12 protein-coding genes are annotated in these 17,502 nt (G+C 41.3%); 6 read left to right on the top strand and 6 right to left on the bottom strand.

All coding sequences use genetic code 11. From position 1 onward, the window contains the following. The first annotated feature begins 59 nt into the window (after window positions 1–59). Complete coding sequence (locus tag ABIC84_RS01170) at window positions 60–1,832, top strand: tetratricopeptide repeat-containing sensor histidine kinase (protein WP_429262400.1); 1,773 nt, start codon at window positions 60–62, stop codon at window positions 1,830–1,832. On the opposite strand, the gene ABIC84_RS01165 is transcribed toward ABIC84_RS01170, so the two are convergent. Next, window positions 1,827–2,456, bottom strand: a complete 630-nt coding sequence (locus tag ABIC84_RS01165) for a response regulator (RefSeq protein ID WP_429262399.1) — start codon at window positions 2,454–2,456, stop codon at window positions 1,827–1,829. The two genes, ABIC84_RS01170 and ABIC84_RS01165, sit on opposite strands and share 6 nt — an antisense overlap. Before the next feature lie 1,391 nt (window positions 2,457–3,847). On the opposite strand from ABIC84_RS01165, the gene ABIC84_RS01160 reads away from it, so the two are divergent. From ABIC84_RS01160 to ABIC84_RS01150, 3 genes are read left to right on the top strand one after another with little or no spacing between them, the layout of a single operon-like run. Further along, complete coding sequence (locus ABIC84_RS01160; RefSeq protein WP_426586596.1) at window positions 3,848–7,087, top strand: SusC/RagA family TonB-linked outer membrane protein; 3,240 nt, start codon at window positions 3,848–3,850, stop codon at window positions 7,085–7,087. A gap of 29 nt (window positions 7,088–7,116) precedes the next feature. Next, on the top strand, window positions 7,117–8,556 hold the full coding sequence (locus ABIC84_RS01155; protein ID WP_429262398.1) for a SusD/RagB family nutrient-binding outer membrane lipoprotein: 1,440 nt from the start codon (window positions 7,117–7,119) through the stop codon (window positions 8,554–8,556). 22 nt (window positions 8,557–8,578) lie between these two features. Continuing rightward, window positions 8,579–9,469, top strand: coding sequence for a BT_3987 domain-containing protein (locus ABIC84_RS01150; RefSeq protein WP_429262397.1), 891 nt, complete (start codon window positions 8,579–8,581; stop codon window positions 9,467–9,469). Window positions 9,470–9,719: 250 nt separating this feature from the next. Here the strand turns inward: ABIC84_RS01150 and ABIC84_RS01145 are convergent, their stop codons facing one another. Continuing rightward, window positions 9,720–10,943, bottom strand: a complete 1,224-nt coding sequence (locus ABIC84_RS01145; protein ID WP_429262396.1) for a CehA/McbA family metallohydrolase — start codon at window positions 10,941–10,943, stop codon at window positions 9,720–9,722. A gap of 221 nt (window positions 10,944–11,164) precedes the next feature. Between ABIC84_RS01145 and ABIC84_RS01140 the strand changes: the two genes are divergently transcribed. Both ABIC84_RS01140 and ABIC84_RS01135 read left to right on the top strand, forming a co-directional pair. Continuing rightward, entirely contained in the window at window positions 11,165–12,100 is a 936-nt protein-coding gene (locus ABIC84_RS01140) for a DUF5996 family protein (protein WP_429262395.1), read from the top strand. Between the two features lie 124 nt (window positions 12,101–12,224). Further along, entirely contained in the window at window positions 12,225–12,473 is a 249-nt protein-coding gene (locus tag ABIC84_RS01135) for a hypothetical protein (RefSeq protein WP_429262394.1), read from the top strand. Here the strand turns inward: ABIC84_RS01135 and ABIC84_RS01130 are convergent, their stop codons facing one another. From ABIC84_RS01130 to ABIC84_RS01115, 4 genes are all read right to left on the bottom strand, one after another. Next, window positions 12,474–13,028 carry a hypothetical protein gene (locus ABIC84_RS01130; protein ID WP_429262393.1) on the bottom strand — a complete coding sequence of 185 codons (555 nt, stop codon included), beginning with the start codon at window positions 13,026–13,028 and terminating at the stop codon, window positions 12,474–12,476. 318 nt (window positions 13,029–13,346) lie between these two features. Further along, the gene (locus tag ABIC84_RS01125; protein WP_426586582.1) at window positions 13,347–13,718 is read right to left on the bottom strand and encodes a VOC family protein; all 372 of its coding nucleotides are present in this window, start codon (window positions 13,716–13,718) and stop codon (window positions 13,347–13,349) included. Between the two features lie 122 nt (window positions 13,719–13,840). Continuing rightward, complete coding sequence (locus tag ABIC84_RS01120; protein WP_429262392.1) at window positions 13,841–16,405, bottom strand: DUF7133 domain-containing protein; 2,565 nt, start codon at window positions 16,403–16,405, stop codon at window positions 13,841–13,843. A gap of 163 nt (window positions 16,406–16,568) precedes the next feature. Next, entirely contained in the window at window positions 16,569–17,426 is an 858-nt protein-coding gene (locus tag ABIC84_RS01115; RefSeq protein WP_429262391.1) for a 3-keto-disaccharide hydrolase, read from the bottom strand. Window positions 17,427–17,502: the final 76 nt, after the last annotated feature.

Genomic DNA, 17,502 nt, shown 5'->3' with positions numbered 1-17,502 from the left:
GACGACTTTTGCTGATAAACATCAAATTACTATCTTTAACCGGGACCAAAAACCCGGATATGAAATACCCTTTGTTTTTTCTGCTTATTTTAGCTGTAATTCCGTGTTACGGTCAAAATATTGACAGTTTAGAAAAGGTTGTTTTCAGCAAATCACCAACGCAAAAACGCTTAACCGCCGCCACTCAGATTACCAACTATCCGGCTGAAAAAAATCCGGCCAAAACCATTACTGTTTTAAAAGAAGGATTGAACCTTGCACATAAGCTAAACAATAAAAAAGCAATTACTTTACTATCGCAAACTTTAGGAGAAGCCTATTTCCAAACTAACCAATATGATTCCGCATCATATTATTATAACATTGCCGCGGTTGCGCTCAATAAAATAAATCAACAGTACATTTTAACCGATAGTTATTACAGGTTGGCGAAAGCGTATGTAAAATTAAAAAATCATAAAAAAGCGCTTGAATTTTGCATGCTGGCAATTTCGTATGCCCCAAAAACCGGCGAGCGTACAGAATTGACAGAAGCCTTAAACCTGGCCGCGACGTTATATGAGGCAAAAAACAATTACCGGGAGGCCTTAAATTACTCCAGGCAGGCTTTCGACATAAGAGACTCTTTAAACCTTGCCCGGCAAACAAATGAAAACACCTCTGAAGCATACAGCCATAAATTTATGGGGGATGTTATGGGAAGTATTAAACCCAACGAATCAGAACAGGAAATTTTAAAAACCATCGATGTCAAGAAATCATTAAATGATACCCTTGCGCTTTCAATTAACTATTTTAACCTTGGCGTATTGTATAAAAACAAACGGTTATATCTACAATCTCTCGATGCCTTAAAAAACAGCCTTCAGTTTGCCACACAAATAAACTATGCAGATATGCAAAGAAGCGCCACAAACGAAATAGCTGATTTGTATGAGCAAATGGGCAACTATAAGCAATCGCTGATGTACTTAAAAAAGCATGCAGCAATTAAAACCTCAGGTAACAGCACCATTGATGAACTACAGGCAAAATACGAAATAAAACAACGTGAAGACCAGGTATTGCAACAGCAATTTGAAATAACAAAGCGTAATTACTGGATGGCGGGTATCTGTGTTTTTATACTTTTAATGTTCTTTACTGGCTTTTTTTATTATAAACAAAACAAGCTAAAACAGCGCAATATAGCTATGCAGGCTATAATTGCGGCTGAGGAAAGTGAAAGGCGAAGAATTGCCCGGGATTTACATGATAGTGTAAGCCAAATAATATCGGCGGCCAAAATAAACCTGTCAGTTATAAGCAGTGAATTACTTTTTATAAATGAAGAGCAAAGAACCCGTTTTGAGAAAGCAATTAACCTTGTTGATTATGGATTTAAAGAGGTAAGAACGATATCACACAATATGATGCCCTGGGCACTTCATAAAACAGGGCTGGCACAAGTAATTAAACAATTTATTGAGAATATTAAGAACAATAACATTGCAATAAACTTTTTTTGCCAGGGGTTTGATTCGCCGTTTGATGATACCATCGAGATCATTTTATACCGGGTATTACAGGAAAGTGTAAACAATGTAATGAAGCACGCTCGTGCCAACAGGGTTGACATTTCACTCATGAGAAGCGATGAAAACATCAGCCTCACTATTGAAGATAATGGCATAGGCTTTGACACAACCAATCCTGATATTTTTAAAGGGATGGGCTTAAACAACCTGCTGTCGCGAATAAATTTTTTAAATGGCAAGGTTGAGTTTGATTCGCAGCCTAACAGGGGCACACTTGTTTCTATTTATATCCCACTCGCCAATAAACCTTTATAAGTTATATTGCATTATAAACCGGTTAAGCTCAACCGGATTTTTCAGGTTAAGCTTTTGCATAATATTTTTACGATGTGTTTCAACAGTATAAATACTCAAGTGAAGATGATCGGCCACTTGCTGGTTGGTAAAATTCTGTTTTATAAATTGTAAAAGTTCAGTTTCCCGCTTAGTAAGCTGGAACTGCTTTAAAAAAGGATCCGGTTCATTAGGCATAGAATTAGCAACCGGCTGTTTACAGGGAAAATACAGTTGCCCTTGCGCTACGGAGCGCATTACCTGCAATAGTTCCGCCCTTTCGACATTTTTGAACAAGTAGCCGCTGGCTCCTTCAGCTTTTGCTTTTTCAATCAGATGATCCTCATTGTATGTAGAAAGCATGATTACCTTAATTTTAGGATAGTAATCCTTTATACGCTTAAGTACGTCAAACCCGTTCATACCCGGCATATTGATATCAAGCAATATGAGGTTGGGTGTTTGGGTGTGTAACAAATGCAATAATTCCTTACCGTTTGCTGCAACGCTCACTACCTCTATATCCGGCTCTCCCTGCAATAACATGTGTAAACCGTTTATAAATAAAATATGATCATCTGCTATTATTACTGATAATTTTTCCACGGTACTTTTCAGGTTATAAATTCATTGTAAATCTATATTTTATCTTCACTTCAAAAAATACCAACTGATTTGTATTGTGCATCCTGGCCTCTGTCCATAAATTGTTCTACCAAAGCAAACTTAAATAAATGAAAAGCCATCGCACATCTTATTTATATGAACTACGCTTACCCGGTTACTGTACCCCCAATACATACCGAAACCTATTAAAAGGAAAAAGTGATGGAATACTTTATTAGCACATTTATAATAATGCTGATTTGTATAATCGCATTATTGAAAGATAAATCTTATGACAACGGTATTGTTTTACCAAGGCCCCAAAACAAGCGCCCTTATTTAAAAAACAACCAGTTAACCCAATGTAATTATGTTCATCATACGGTTACAAAGGTGCCTGCCAGGTTTATTATCGATAAAAATGAATCACAAACTGAAGTATTTGTTACGCTATTGACGGATAATCTCGTAAATCCTTCAATTTTCAACACCCCTACAACAGTGTTCATCAAGGCCAATCCAACGATTCGTTTAAATATTAATAAGAATGTTAACTCTGCGAATTGCTTCTGTTTTCAATACCGGATAAACCAGTTTACCCCCTACTATCTATATTTCGGGCAATGTTTTAACAAACAGCAGGATAAATAGTTGACAGCTTGGTGCATGTATTTTCTATATACGCAATGACGAAATATCTGAGATAAAATAGATTTTCAAACATTTTTGATTAAAAAACCATCAAAATTTAGATTAAGGAAAAAAATAATTAATTATTTTTTTCCTTAATCTAAATATAAAAAGCCATGACCGGTCATTATTATTTACAGGAATACTGCATCAAAGAAATAAATCACCTTCAGGAATAATAAACCCTATCTACATAAAAATAAATAACATACTCACAATCAATAACTTAAAAAAACAATCATTTAAGCTAATATTAATGATAAAAGCTTTTACCAAAAAATTATTCAATTTCGTCGTCCTGTAACTTTTTTTTTACAAAAAAATATTATTATTTTTAAAAGCCGAAACAGTTAAGCTTTTGTTAAACATGTATTCAACATTAAAAAACAAAATAAGCGCCTTTTTTGGCTCCTATCACTCAATTATAAAAAATAACTGAGTAATAGTACGTGATATTTCGCATCTTTTATCCATATTCCTACCTCAACCATTTCCAAAAATAAAAATCATATAAAATTTACATGAATTTTATATGAAGAATCTAAAAAAATCGTCATTTTATCGAAATTGAAGTAACGTTTTATCACTTTTTTTATCAATATTTAAATATATAATTGAAATATTAAACTTTTTTCAACTTTTTTTTCATTTTATTACAAAAATCGTAGTTTTGGGTATTAACTAAAACTGATTTTTTAACAATGAAAAAACTCCTACTCGCAAGCTGGTGTTTGTTCATGCTATTTATTAGTGTGGTACATGCACAAAACAAAACGGTTACCGGCCGGGTAACTTCAAAAGACGATGGACTACCGCTGCCAGGCGTGTCCGTAAGAGTTGTAGGTACCACACTCGGTACACAAACAAATGCAGATGGTAAATTTTCTTTATCTGTTCCTGCCTCTGCAAAATCTTTAGGCTTTAGCTTTATCGGTTTTACATCTCAAACAGTTGAAATCACTTCAGCACCATTAGATGTTAAACTAACAAGCAGTGCTAACAAATTATCAGAAGTGGTAATTACCGGTGCTTATGGTACCAAACAGTCATCACGTTCGGCTTCTTATGCGGCACAGGTGGTAAAGTCAGATGCACTTAATACCATACGCCAGCCTAACGTTAATAACGCGTTAGCCGGTAAAGTTGCAGGTGTTCAGGTACGTAGCCAGTCAGCTGCAGCTTTAGGTCGTAATACCAATATCAGGCTGCGTGGTGCTACCGGTTTTGGCAGCGGCAACAACCCTTTATATGTTGTAGACGGTACTATAATGCCAAATGCCGACGATTTGAGCAATGACGACATCGACAACATCAGTATCCTGAATGGTCCTGCAGCATCTGCTCAGTTCGGTTCACAAGGTGCTTATGGCGCTATCGTCATCTCAACTAAAAAAGGCAAGAAAACAAAAGGCGTTGGCGTTGAATTAAACCTTGGTGCCAATTTCGACAAGGCTTACATCCTGCCTAACTACCAAAACAGTTATGGCGGCGGTGCTTCTGCCGATTTTATCCAATACCATTGGAAAGATGGTGATCCTGAAGGATGGAAAGCTTTAGATGGCAAATATTACCCGGATTATACAGACGATAGCAGTTGGGGACCTAAAATGGTTGGCCAGGAGTATATCCCATGGTATGCATGGGCTGCTGGTACCAAATATTCTTTCAAAACTGCGAAATGGACCCCTCAGCCAGATAACGCCAAGGATTTCTTCCGTACCGGTGTTTCTTTAAATAACAGTGTGGCATTTACTAAAGCGGCTGATGATTACAACATCAGGATGTCATACAATAACCAGCACACTACAGGCATAGTGCCTGAAACCTGGCTAAACAAAAACAACTTTACCTTAAACGCTAACTACGATCTTAACAAACACCTCACAGCAGGTGCAAGTATTAATTTTTCGGGCACACAACTTCATGGTCAGATCAGTGATGCTTACGCAAGTGCTTCAAGTGGCTCGTTCAACTCGTGGTTTCACCGTGATTTGGACATGGGCATCATGAAAGAATTACAGGATCTAAAATCGCCTGACGGCACCTATGTAAGCTGGAACCACCAAAACCCTAACTCATACGATCCATCAAACCCGGGCTCGTTTTATGCGGGCAACTATTGGTACAACCCTTATTTATGGCAAAAACAATGGCAAAACCTTAACACCCGCGACCGTTTGTACGGAAATATCTACTTACAGTACAAGATCAATAATGATTTAAGCTTTAAAGTTACCTACCGTCGCAATCAAACCAACACCTGGAACGAAGGTAAAATTTCATCTGAAATACAGGCCAGCGGTACACAAACAGGACAGAAAGCTGGTTATGGCACTTCAACGTCTTACTCAAACCGCGAAAACTACGAAACCTTGCTTAACTATGATAAGCAGATCAAAGATTTTCACCTGAATATTAATGCCGGTAGCGATTTTTACAACTGGAGTTATAAAGATAACGGCGCCAACACCAACAATGGTTTAAGTGTTCCTGACTTGTATACCCTGGCAAACTCTGTGGATCCGATCAGCGCCAGCAATACCAGGATCCAGGAGCAATACCGTGCGGTATTTGCGAAAGCTTCTGCCAATTACAAAAGGATTGTATATGCTGATGCGACTTTACGTAACGACTGGTTTTCAACCATCTCTACTATAAACAACGCTAACTCAGTGTTGTCAAAATCATTTGGTGGGTCATTCGTATTCAGCGAGGTATTGCCTGAATTTAAAGACTGGTTAAACTATGGTAAAATAAGGGGATCATGGGGCCAGGTACCATTAGCTTTAGGTAACACAACCGAAACATTTGGCGCATACAGGAACAATACACTATACGGTATCGCTCCAAATAAATGGAATGGCGCCTTATTGCAAGGTGGCCCAACCCAATTTGTTGACCCTGCCTTACATGGCACAACCACTACTTCAAAAGAAATTGGTTTAGACTTAGGTTTCTTTAACGACCGTTTAACTTTTGGCGCTACTTACTGGGCTGCAGATGACAAAGACCTTCCATTGGGCTTAGCGGTTAACGCTGCCAGTGGTGTATCATCTATCCTGACCAACGTAGGTTTGATCAAACGGAGAGGTTTGGAGATAACTGCAAGCGGTACCCCTATCCGGTTACCAAACTTTAGCTGGACAATTAATGCCAACTTTGCACAGTTATTGGATAATACAGTAGTAGAGATCAGCAATAAATACGGTGTTGACCGTGTGCAGGTTGCAGGTGTATGGGGTACAGACATGCCTTATCTGATCAATCAAAAAGGCAAATGGTGGGGCCAAATTTACGGTAACGGTATCAAACGTAACGCTGCCGGGGTCCCAATCCTTACTTCATCCGGCGCTTACATCAATGATCCTAACGTATATTTCGGCAGTGCATTGCCTAAATATACCGGTGGTATACAAAATACATTCACTTTATTTAAAGAGTTTGTGTTGAGCGCAAATATCGACTATCAGTTTGGTGGCAAATTCGCTTCATTATCAAACCGTTGGGGGCAGTATAGCGGTTTAACGGCTAATACGGCGGCACTTAACGATAAAGGCATGTCGGTACGTGACCCTGTTGCTGATGGTGGCGGTGTTAAAGTTACCGGTGTTGATGCCGACAATAAAGCCGTGACCTATTACGTCGACGCAAAATCATACTATCAGGGTTTAACAAACAATAAAACTTACGATCCCTACATCTACGACTTGACTTTCATCAAACTTCGTGAGGTTGCTGTAGGTTACAACCTGCCGATTAAAAGATGGGGTTTAGGAAATGTATTCCAATCGGCAAGGATTGATTTAACCGGCCGTAACTTATTGTTGATATACGCTAAATCTAAGGATTTCGATCCGTCGGAGATCACCGCGACAGAAGGTGAAACTGCCCAATACCCAGGCACGAGGGGGTTTGGTTTCAACCTAAAAGTAACATTCTAAGCGAACAAGGATTATTAGACTAAGAAAAAATGAAAAAGATATATCTATATACATTAGCAGGCGCGTTCGCCTTTTTAGGCGCGGGTTGCAATAAGCTAAAGGATTTTGGCGACGTAAACAACAATCCTGCAGCAACAGTAACGCCAATCCCTTCGGCCTTGTTATCAAACGTTGAGGCAAATTTGGGTGGTTATGCATCAACCGGTACCGAGGCAATAAGCGGAGGCCAGTATGCTCAATATTTTACTGAAACACAGTATTCAGGTACTTCATTGTACAACCTCCCTCAAAACGGCTTTACCGGCAATTACGCAGGCAACCTTAATAACCTGCAGCTTATCATTAACCAAAACCCAAGTAAAAACATGGTTAATGTGGCTAAAATACTGCAGCAGTATATTTTTTGGATAGTGACGGATTCGTGGGGTGATGTTCCTTACAGCGACGCACTCAAAGGGGCGGCTAACATATTGCCTAAATATGATTCCCAGGAAACCATTTATAAGGGCATACTTACCACGCTGACTACGGCTATAAATTCGTTTGATTCATCGCCAATAAGCGGTGACATCATTTATGGTGGTGATGTAGCATCATGGAAAAGAATGGCAAACTCTCTTAAATTGCTTGTTGCAATTCAAATGTCAAAGGTAACCGCTTCTTCTTCCATCGCATCTGCGGCAACCAACGAAGCTATTAACCCAGCTAATGGAGGAGTAATAACTACTACCGATCAAAACTTCAAACTTCAATATCCTGGAGGTAATTACAAAAGCGCATGGTGGAACCTGTATAACGGACGTAAGGATTTTGCCGAATCAAAAACCCTTACCGATTATACCGCGAGCACCAGCGATCCGCGCCAGGCAGCTTTTGGCGGCGAGAGTGAGCAGGCGGGTAACGTTACGACATCAAATATTGGCGTTCCATACGGCTTAGCGCGTTTAGCGGTGACCTCTTTTACCGACGCTAACCCAAAATGGGCACGTGTTTTACGCGGCGACTTCAGGCTTGAAAACGGATCAGTAACCCTGATCACAGCTGCAGAGGTGTGGCTGGCAAGGGCCGAAGCTGTAAACCTGGGCTGGATCACTCCAACAACATCTGAAACAGTAGCCATCGATTTCCAAAATGGTATAGGTGAATCGTTCGTACAGTGGGGGCTAACATCTGCTGCGGGTAAAACTTTCGCACAAGGCTTAGGCACACCTAACATTCAGCTAATTTCAACTCAGCGTTGGGTGGCAAGTTACCCTGACGGCCATATGGCCTGGGATATCTGGAGGAAAAGTGGATACCCAGTACTTACTCCTGCTCCTGATGCTACAAACGCATCAAAGCAAATTGTAAGGAGGTTTGTGTATGCTACTTCAGAGTACAATACTAACGGCGCAAACGTTAGCGCGGCAGTTACACGGATGGGCGGCGATACTCAGGATACAAGAGTTTGGTGGGATGGTGGTAAATAATCATTTTAAAAATTGACACAAGATGAAAAAGAACATATCAAAATATTTACTTCTTGCCGGTATCGCATCTGCGATCGCTTTTTCAGGCTGCCGGAAAGAAACCGCTGCTGATAAGGTTACAGGGCAGGCTATGGACAATGGCAAGTCGTTTGTCGGATTTCCGGACGGTCTTGAACAGCAGCATTTCTTTGATCCATTCACAAACATTAAAACTGTTGATGTATTTTCTATCAAGCGCGACGCAAAAAGCGCTGCCGATTTGCAAAAAGATCAAACTGTGGTCTTAAAAGCAATTCCAGATGCAATTGATAAATACAACGAGAATAATGAGACCGAATACGAATTACTTCCAACAAGTTTGTATACCATAAGCAGTACTAAGGTTACTACCGGAACTTCAGGAAACCTAAATGCTAAATTTGCTCCTGGCGACTTCCAGAACTATTTTACCATCAAATTAAATGGAAGTAAATTTGATCTGACAAAAAAATATGCGCTTGCATATATAATCAGTGACGCTGCCGGTTTAAACGTACATGCTGAAAGCAAGGACACGCTATACACCTTCTTTGCTATCAAAAACAAATATGATGGTGAATACCACTCAACAGGTATTTTTCACCACCCTGTGAATGGTGACCGGGCAATTGATCGGGATAAAACCCTTACTACAGCTGGTGCTACCGCGGTTAGCACGGAAATTGGCGACATTGGAGGATCAATGACCCTGACCGTAAATGAAGCTACAAATGAGGTAACCGTTTCAGGAAATGTTAGTGCAACCCAGCCCTTATTACCCGTTGCTGGGAAGAAAAGTACTTACGACCCTGCCACTAAAAGCTTTATATTGAATTATAGATATCCAGCCGGTACGGGCGACCGTGTTGTTGAAGAAACCATCAAACACAAATAATATAACAGCAAATAAAGAGCCGCTTTGCATTGCATAATGCGGCTCTTTTTACACCCTGTTACATCATAAATAATTGATGGATAAGTACCAAACCTTATCAATAACTAAACAAATCTGTATTGAATAGGTGTTTCATTAATCATTTAAACACCAACACTTTTAACTGCAGCTTCGTTCTTTTAGTTAATAGTTACAACAAGAAACCGTACACAGTAAGCTCGTGTACGGTTTTCCCTGTTATATTCGGTTGTCAGAAATTCGGATCAAAATTAAAACAGATCGGGTTTGACAATCCTACCATATTCCCGCTCAGTGCTGCCGATTGCGGCACCTGCGGGTAAGGAGTTGATGGCCCTTCAACCGTAACCCGGTAATAAGTGCGGCCGGCTATTGCCGGCGTATCGGTAAATTCAACCACTGGCGTTTTGCCTTCCATTTTAAAAGTGCCAAACGGATTCCCGTTTTTCACCACACTGATGGTGTAAGTGGTATCCTTTATGCTGTTTCCGGTCAACTGAACTTTAAATTTAACCGGCTTTCCGGTTGCCTTCACGTTATCGCCCATTATCATATCCATCTTATCATCACCATTTAAATCAGCATAAAACTCAACACGGGGAGCATATGGGTTTGAACTTATGGATACCCGTCCGTTGGTTAAGGCGTCAATAACAGCTTGCTTAGTACGTGCAGTTGCAAATACCCAGGTAGTAGGCGTTCCTGCATAATTGGCTTTAGCCTGGTAAGTATTAGGGCCTGGTTTTTCGTCCCCTACAGGCACGCCGTGATGTGCATCGCTCCCTCCCCTGCCGGTTAGCTTTCGGCCCGATGACAGCATATCATCCCAGATCATGATCGCATTGGCATTTTTTGACCAGATAGCAGAGTTCCATACTTCAATTGAATTGACCATATCATATGAATACCCAAAATGATCCTTACCACTCGGGTGATTTGCAGATAAGTGGATGCCCAGCTTATTCTTTATGCGCCCTACAACGGTATCGCGCTGATCGCGCACATCGTATAACTGCTGATGATCATAAGGCCTGGCCGAAAAGGCGTTGCCGTGGCCGCGGGTAGTTGTCCATTCGGCAGCGTAAAGCAGCAATACCGAATCTGATTTAAACTCCGGATCAGTCCAGGTATTGTGGGCTACGTCGCCTTCTACATGATTATCGTGATCGGTAATAGCCAGGAAATCGATCCCTACCAACTTGCAAAAAGTAATGATCTTGCTGATTGAATTATTTGACGACTCCTTGCTATGCCTGGAGTGCATATGCAGCTCGCCTTTAAGCCAGACACCCTGACTGAGACTGGCCGGCGGCGGCAGTGTGCCCAGCGGTTTGGGAGCCCAGGGATTTACATGGGCCGATTGCCCCAACGCCGAACCGCTGATGCAGCCCGCAACCATAATTATTAAACCGGTTTTAATTAACAGTCCAATGTTCCTGTTAGTGCTTAGTACCATAAGTAATTTTGTCGATCTTTTTATTTTGTAATACTTTCGGCAGCCAACTTAGCCCACTCATGTTAGCTCACCGTTAACAGGAACAAATGATATAAAAATGTGACAGTGAAGCAAAAATTGAGGTGTCCGCTTTAATTTTTATTTGACTGAAAATTAAAGCTAACATCCCGCAAAACATTTGTAATTTAGGATTAAGCGATTTAACTCAACAAATTATACCTATGAGCAACCCGACAACAACACGCTGGCCCAGGCTCGATTACCATGATCTTAAAGATACCCTTGCAAGTGTTCATATGTGGACTCAAATCATTGGTAAGGTAAGACTAAAACAAATGCCCTGGATCAATCATTCATGGCAGGTCACCCTTTATGTAAGTTCAACCGGTCTAACTACCGGAAGTATGCCATTTGAGGGCGGCGTTTTCCAGATAGATCTTGATTTTATCAGTCATACCCTGAATATATCCACCAGTACCGGAGAAAAACGATCGTTTGGGCTCGGTACCGGAAGCGTGTCCGCCTTTTACAGTTCCCTGATGGATAACATTGCTTCAGTTAATGCAGGCGTAGAAATATATGCAGTGCCGAATGAAGTGGAGCCGGCTATTCCTTTTGCCAAAAATCATACGCCATGTAACTATAATGCTTCCATTATGCATGATTACTGGCAGGCACTGGTAAGGATCCACAATGTTTTCACCGAATTCAGGGCCGGGTTTCAAGGAAAAAACAGCCCGGTACATTTCTTTTGGGGAGGATTTGACCTGGCGGTCACCCGCTTTTCGGGTAGGCCTGCACCAAAACACCAGGGCAGCGTACCCAATATGCCCGCGATAGTAATGCAGGAAGCTTATTCGCAGGAAGTGAGCTCATGCGGCTTTTGGCCGGGCTCGGATGCTTTCCCTCATCCCGTTTTTTACGCATATTGCTACCCGACTCCGGAAGATTTTGCCACACAGCAGGTATCGCCTCCCGAAGCATTTTACAGCGGGGAAATGGGTGAGTTTTTATTGACTTACGAAGTTATTTCCCGATCGGCCGACCCGGAACGGAGTTTGCTTCAATTTTTGCAATCCACCTATGACGCCGCGGCTAAAACGGGAAATTGGGATAAAGATCTGCAATGCGATTTATCGGCGTTAAAGAACGCGTGAGATAAACATTGAGAGGACTCTTTCGACAGACCCTGAGGAAGCTGTTCTAAGAACCTGGAAATACATTTCAATTTGCTATTATGCAAATTATAAGTTAACTTTATTTAGCAATAATTATTTGATTATGAGCCAATTTCCAGATCCCGACGAAACCCCAACCCCTGAAGAAGACAGTGGAAATATCCCTGATATATGGGATATCAAAACATCGGGCAAGGGCCGTGTGGGCAGGTCTGACATTAACCTTGATGAGGCCATGCCTTGTGCCGAAGACAGCGAGCCTTATTTGGAAGGGGATATAGGTACACCTGGTTTATGGGATGATAACGACCCGTCATCATCTGATCAGGCGGATTATCTGGGATCGGAATAGTCAGGAAGCTATAGTTGCAATAGCAAAAGCTATCCCCATAACTATGGGCGAAAAAAATATTGCCCGTAAACAAAGTACGTAAATATTCCATCTATAATTGTTTTTCTTTGTGTTTTGCTCAATCCGTTCCTGGTAATTGATGATCTCAACTTTGTAAAACCTCAGGATCCTTTCATCATCAGCAATATCCTTATGGAAAAATGCCTTATCAAAGTATACTTTGGGATTTGTACCTGGCAAAAGATATTCACTTGGGGTTAAGCCTTGCAGTACAAACATTAAACCTACTATCAAAAAATAAAAGATCCCTACAATTGCCGTAAATAACAAACTATCCAGGTGAGGTGTATCCTTCCATTTTCCGATTGCATAAGCCACAAGACCAATTAAAACGCCCGAAACCAGGGTTAATAATCCGTTTGATCGCTCGTAAATACCCTTTGCCGTTTCTATGGTGTAGTTATATGATTTTTCGGCCTGTTCAAATATGAACTTTGCATCTTCCAGGGTCAGTTTATTGAGCCATTCCTTTTTTTCCTGCCAGAAGTTTTCCATATGGATACTTTTAACCTAATTTAAACTAAATCCGGCGTAATCCATACAAAATCAAGCAAATAGATATTAAAACATCCTCGCATAAAGTTCATTGACAGATTAATGACATCAAACTACGAGATTAATTAAGCAGGTTTAAAGGGAAAGGGATATTTTTATCCTATGCAAAAGGTGAAACAGATAGTGGGAGGACTATCATTGATATTTAACCGTTACGCGTCGTTTTCAGACTTGACATTATTCCCCATCAGTCGGAAGTTCACCATGAAATAGGTTGGGGAATAAAAAGCGTTAATATCTTCAATGGAGCTATAAGAACTAAAGTTTATTAAAAAATTCACCGAAATGCCAGAGGATACCGGAGGGGTCGTGTAAAAAACATTCCCTCCCCCATTGCTCCACGCGGATCGGAGTTAATCTTACGCCGGCATATTTCGAAGGTAAATCTAAAGCTAACAGCTCATCCCAGTAGCGGGCGACATCATCAACCTCCAAAAACAGCATGGTATTATCTATCCAATCTTTAACATATGCTTTTTGCAGATAAAAGGCGAGCTGCCCTGTTTTAAATACCGACATATCTGCACTCAATACAACTTCTTCAAATCCCAGGTCGCGATAAAAACTTAGCGATATTTCAAAATCTTTAGCGCCGATGAACGGCCTGAGCGATATAGCTTTGTGTTGCATAGTTGAGATTTAAATTTGAGTCGGCAACCTGCTAAATAAGAAGCAAATTGCCGGCTAATTAAATACGAAGATACTTTATGACCACTGGTTTTCAAACACCTTCATAATTCTCCCTCATCTTTTTAATTTTTTTGCTGAGATAGAAAAGTAACCAGTGAGGCAAATTCATCATATGATAATGCATTGGCAAGACCTACAGGCATCATAGATGTTTTCAATTCCTTCCTGGTAAGCACATCGCTGGATTTAATGGTAAATACATCTCCGGTAATGTTTCTCATCACTATTTTTTGAGCAGACTCATCTGTAATAAATCCCATATAATTTTTATTGCCTTTAGCTGTAATCATCACAGTAGCAAATCCCTGCGAAATAGAAGCGCTGGGTTTTAAGATGGATTCGGCGATTTGCTGGCGGTTCATGATAGACCCGATCTGTCCCATAAACGGCCCTTTTAATTTTTCGCCGCGGGTAAGGCTATGGCAGGCTACACAACCTTGCTGCGTAAAGAGTGCCTTTCCTTTCTTTGGATCTCCTTTAACTTTGGCTAACATTAACATCACGTCTTCAATAGATGAATTACCGATTTGCCCTTTTTTATTCAGGATCTTTGACAAATCCACTTTGACCTCTTTTGTTGGAACACTTTTTTCCTCGCCGCCAAAAGCTGTAATTCCCATTTGGTGGCGCTCATTCAGATCAGCATAAAATTGTTTGCCCGCAGTGCCTGCTTTGCTTCGTTCAAGCGTCAGGAACTTCTCGATACGAGCCGAGCCTCCCCAGGTTATACCCTTATAAATTGGGCCATGTGAATCGGGCCGGGTTCCCCACCACCAGGATGCATCATAGGGAGCTTCCTGCTTATAAAGGCGTGCCAGGGTTACCAATATTTGTTTCTTTGTTTTTACATCTTTGATTTTGGGATAAGCAACAATCAAACCATTTACCGCTTTAGTATCGTACATATACCTCAATGCCCATAATGCTAATGTTGAATTGGTAGTTCCAATTGCACCAACGCATGCATCAACCGCATTCATGCTTACAAGTGCCCTCACAGCCAGATGGGGCAATATTATGGCCGAATTTGGCGTGGCGTGCGGCCCTTCGGTATTTTTAGCAGGTGCCGAAAAACTTGCAGGAACTTGTGTTTTAAGTAATTCAGGAGCGGCTTCTAAACGGCCAAGACGACCCAAACCTATAATCGCCGCAGCTTTCACGCGCGGAGACGGATCTTTCAGCCCGTTCAAGAAAGGAGCTATTGGTACTTGTGCTATCCCTTCTTTCCTGTCTGTTAAGGCTCGTAATGCAAATTCCCTCAGAGCATTATCCTGCGTTAGTTGTGCAAGGTTAGCTATTCCGCTCTCCCGGGCAATTTGTCCGTAAGTAAAAAGAGCAGCCACCCGTGCATATAAAGCAACACCCGCATCCGATGCTATGGCAAAGGCTGCCTTACCGCTTTCGTCGGCCGGCCTGGTAATAAGTTCCTGTGAGGCATTTAATCTTGCCACCGCGCTTTCTGATTTTAACATATTGGCCAAATCAGCTACGGCCAGCGTTTTAACATCAGGAAATGCTTTATAGCTCCATCCGTTAGGTATGGCCCTGATAACATAACCCTTTGATGCACTGCCAGAATATCCCGCACCATCCCAGGCCGAAAGATAGAGCCGCCCCGAACCATCAACATCCAGATCGGTGATCTGAGGTAATTCAATAAATGGTTCTTCAGTTTGTTTAAAACTGGCACCATCTGGTTTTACCCTATTTATATAAAGTTCGCTCCGTCCCCAGTCGGCCGTCATAGGTAGATGGTTATATTTTTCGGGCCAGGTAGGTTCATCCATAAACAGCGAACCTGTGCCTGAGCCGCCGCCCAAATCAACCAGGGCGGGCAGAATCTCATCTGTAAAATGCTGAAATAACAAGGGGTAACCATATTCGCCCGATTGAATATGATGCGAGAAACGGATGTTCCAGCCGCCGCCATCATTAGTATTATCGCGTGTAAATACATTCATGTACGGATCTATAGCAACATCATAAATATTGCGGGTACCGTGGGTATAAACCTCCATTTCTTTGCCATTAGGCCTTACCCTTATGATGCCGCCGCCAAGCATAGTCAGTTTTTTACCATCCCGGTCGGTGGCATCATGAAAGCCGAAATCGCCAACAGCTATGTAGATCCATCCATCAATCCCCATACGGATACCATTGGTAGCATGGTCTGTTCCGCGTTCAACCAGCATGTGAGCATTACTCAGGTGCTCGACGAGTGGTCTTGGCGGGCCATCAGCAATGCCATCATGATCTTTATCTTCAAAAACTTCAAGGGTCATACCGGTCGCCTTACGCGTTTCTTTCGAAAAAACTGTATGAAGCACAAAAACCTGGTCGCCCATGATGAGTATACCGCGCGGGTCGTCAACATCAGCAAAATCTGTATGCTTATCTAACTTACCATCATTATCGCTATCGATAAGTTTAACTATCCGCCCTTTCCCGGGATCTTTACCCAGCGAACCAATCATATCAACGCCAACAAATACCTCGCCTGTGGCTGCCACAGCTAAACAAGCGGGGCTTGGTGTAAGCTCAGGTCCGGCAAACCTGGTGATTGTAAAGCCAGCTGGCCAATGGAGCGAATCGCTTTTAGATTGACTTTGTCCTCGTATTGAAGCCAAAGTACTTGGTTTGGCATGTCCCGCTTCATTACTACGGGTATTTGTAAAATATTTGAGCGTCAAAAAGAAAGATAAACAGAGAAATAGGGTTAAGGATAACTTTAACATTGTTGTTTTTTAATTATACAGGTAAAAGGCAGTCAAATTAATCTTTTTATTTTATTTATTGTTTAGGAATCCGTTTCTCAGCGGTTAACTGTTTAACTACGTCGGCTAATTTCTGAGGATCATGCGCATATTTTTCAAGGTTAACAATCTCAACTTTCCTAAACTCAACAGGATGGCTTTCGCTTTGCAGGGAAATTGTACCGCTTTTCAACAACGCACCTTCCTCTGTGCTGCCAACCGGGTCCAGTTGCGGGCGCTGATAACGTAACACTTCTTCTCCGTTTACATAATGTACCACCAGCGAATCGCCCAAAACAAGGGCCTCTACCCTAACCCACTGATCGCCATGAAAGGTTTCCGATTTTGAATCCAGGCAATGACTTTTAACTACCGAGTTATTTAAAACGTATTGTGTACCGGGGGTGCACACGTTCGCGGTCGGCCGTTTATCTTTACCATTGCCGCCCAACAACTGAACCTCAATGGATATTGGAAAATCCTGGTCTACCTTCATAGTTTTAGGATCCTGCCCGTGTATCATAATTCCGCTGTTGCGGAACGCCCATCCGGGGCCACCTTTTACCTGGTTACCTGTGAAACGATACTCTACCCCTATCAGGTAATAAGAAAAAGGCTTTTTGTAAAACAAGTGCCCAAACTGGTCATCAAATTTTTCATATTGATCATAACTTACCTGGATCTTATGATCAACAACCCTGAAGGTGTTACCAAAATTTTCATTTAATTGATGTTTCCTGATTTTAACAGTCCAATCCGTTAAATCCTTTCCGTTAAAAAGCTGTTCCCACTTAACTTTCAATTTTGGATCCGGGCGTTTAAACGCCAGTAATATGGACAGGCTTATTAAAAATAAAACACTCAGTGTTGAAAGAATGAGTCCACGCTTTATCATGACATATTTTTTTATTATCTAACTATTAGTTTACTGCCCGAAAAATAAAAAAGCAGATTGCTATATAGGTTTAACT

Origin of the sequence: Mucilaginibacter sp. 3215 (assembly GCF_050433785.1) — a bacterium.
Lineage (GTDB): Bacteria > Bacteroidota > Bacteroidia > Sphingobacteriales > Sphingobacteriaceae > Mucilaginibacter.
This window is presented reverse-complemented; position numbering and strand designations above follow the sequence as displayed.

Excerpts from the sequence above, each read along its gene's own strand:
- ABIC84_RS01170 (WP_429262400.1), top strand. The coding sequence starts at position 60 with ATGAAATACCCTTTGTTTTTTCTGCTTATTTTAGCTGTAATTCCGTGT.
- ABIC84_RS01160 (WP_426586596.1), top strand. The coding sequence starts at position 3,848 with ATGAAAAAACTCCTACTCGCAAGCTGGTGTTTGTTCATGCTATTTATT.
- ABIC84_RS01155 (WP_429262398.1), top strand. The coding sequence starts at position 7,117 with ATGAAAAAGATATATCTATATACATTAGCAGGCGCGTTCGCCTTTTTA.
- ABIC84_RS01150 (WP_429262397.1), top strand. The coding sequence starts at position 8,579 with ATGAAAAAGAACATATCAAAATATTTACTTCTTGCCGGTATCGCATCT.
- ABIC84_RS01145 (WP_429262396.1), bottom strand. The coding sequence starts at position 10,943 with ATGGTACTAAGCACTAACAGGAACATTGGACTGTTAATTAAAACCGGT.
- ABIC84_RS01140 (WP_429262395.1), top strand. The coding sequence starts at position 11,165 with ATGAGCAACCCGACAACAACACGCTGGCCCAGGCTCGATTACCATGAT.
- ABIC84_RS01135 (WP_429262394.1), top strand. The coding sequence starts at position 12,225 with ATGAGCCAATTTCCAGATCCCGACGAAACCCCAACCCCTGAAGAAGAC.
- ABIC84_RS01130 (WP_429262393.1), bottom strand. The coding sequence starts at position 13,028 with ATGGAAAACTTCTGGCAGGAAAAAAAGGAATGGCTCAATAAACTGACC.
- ABIC84_RS01125 (WP_426586582.1), bottom strand. The coding sequence starts at position 13,718 with ATGCAACACAAAGCTATATCGCTCAGGCCGTTCATCGGCGCTAAAGAT.
- ABIC84_RS01115 (WP_429262391.1), bottom strand. The coding sequence starts at position 17,426 with ATGATAAAGCGTGGACTCATTCTTTCAACACTGAGTGTTTTATTTTTA.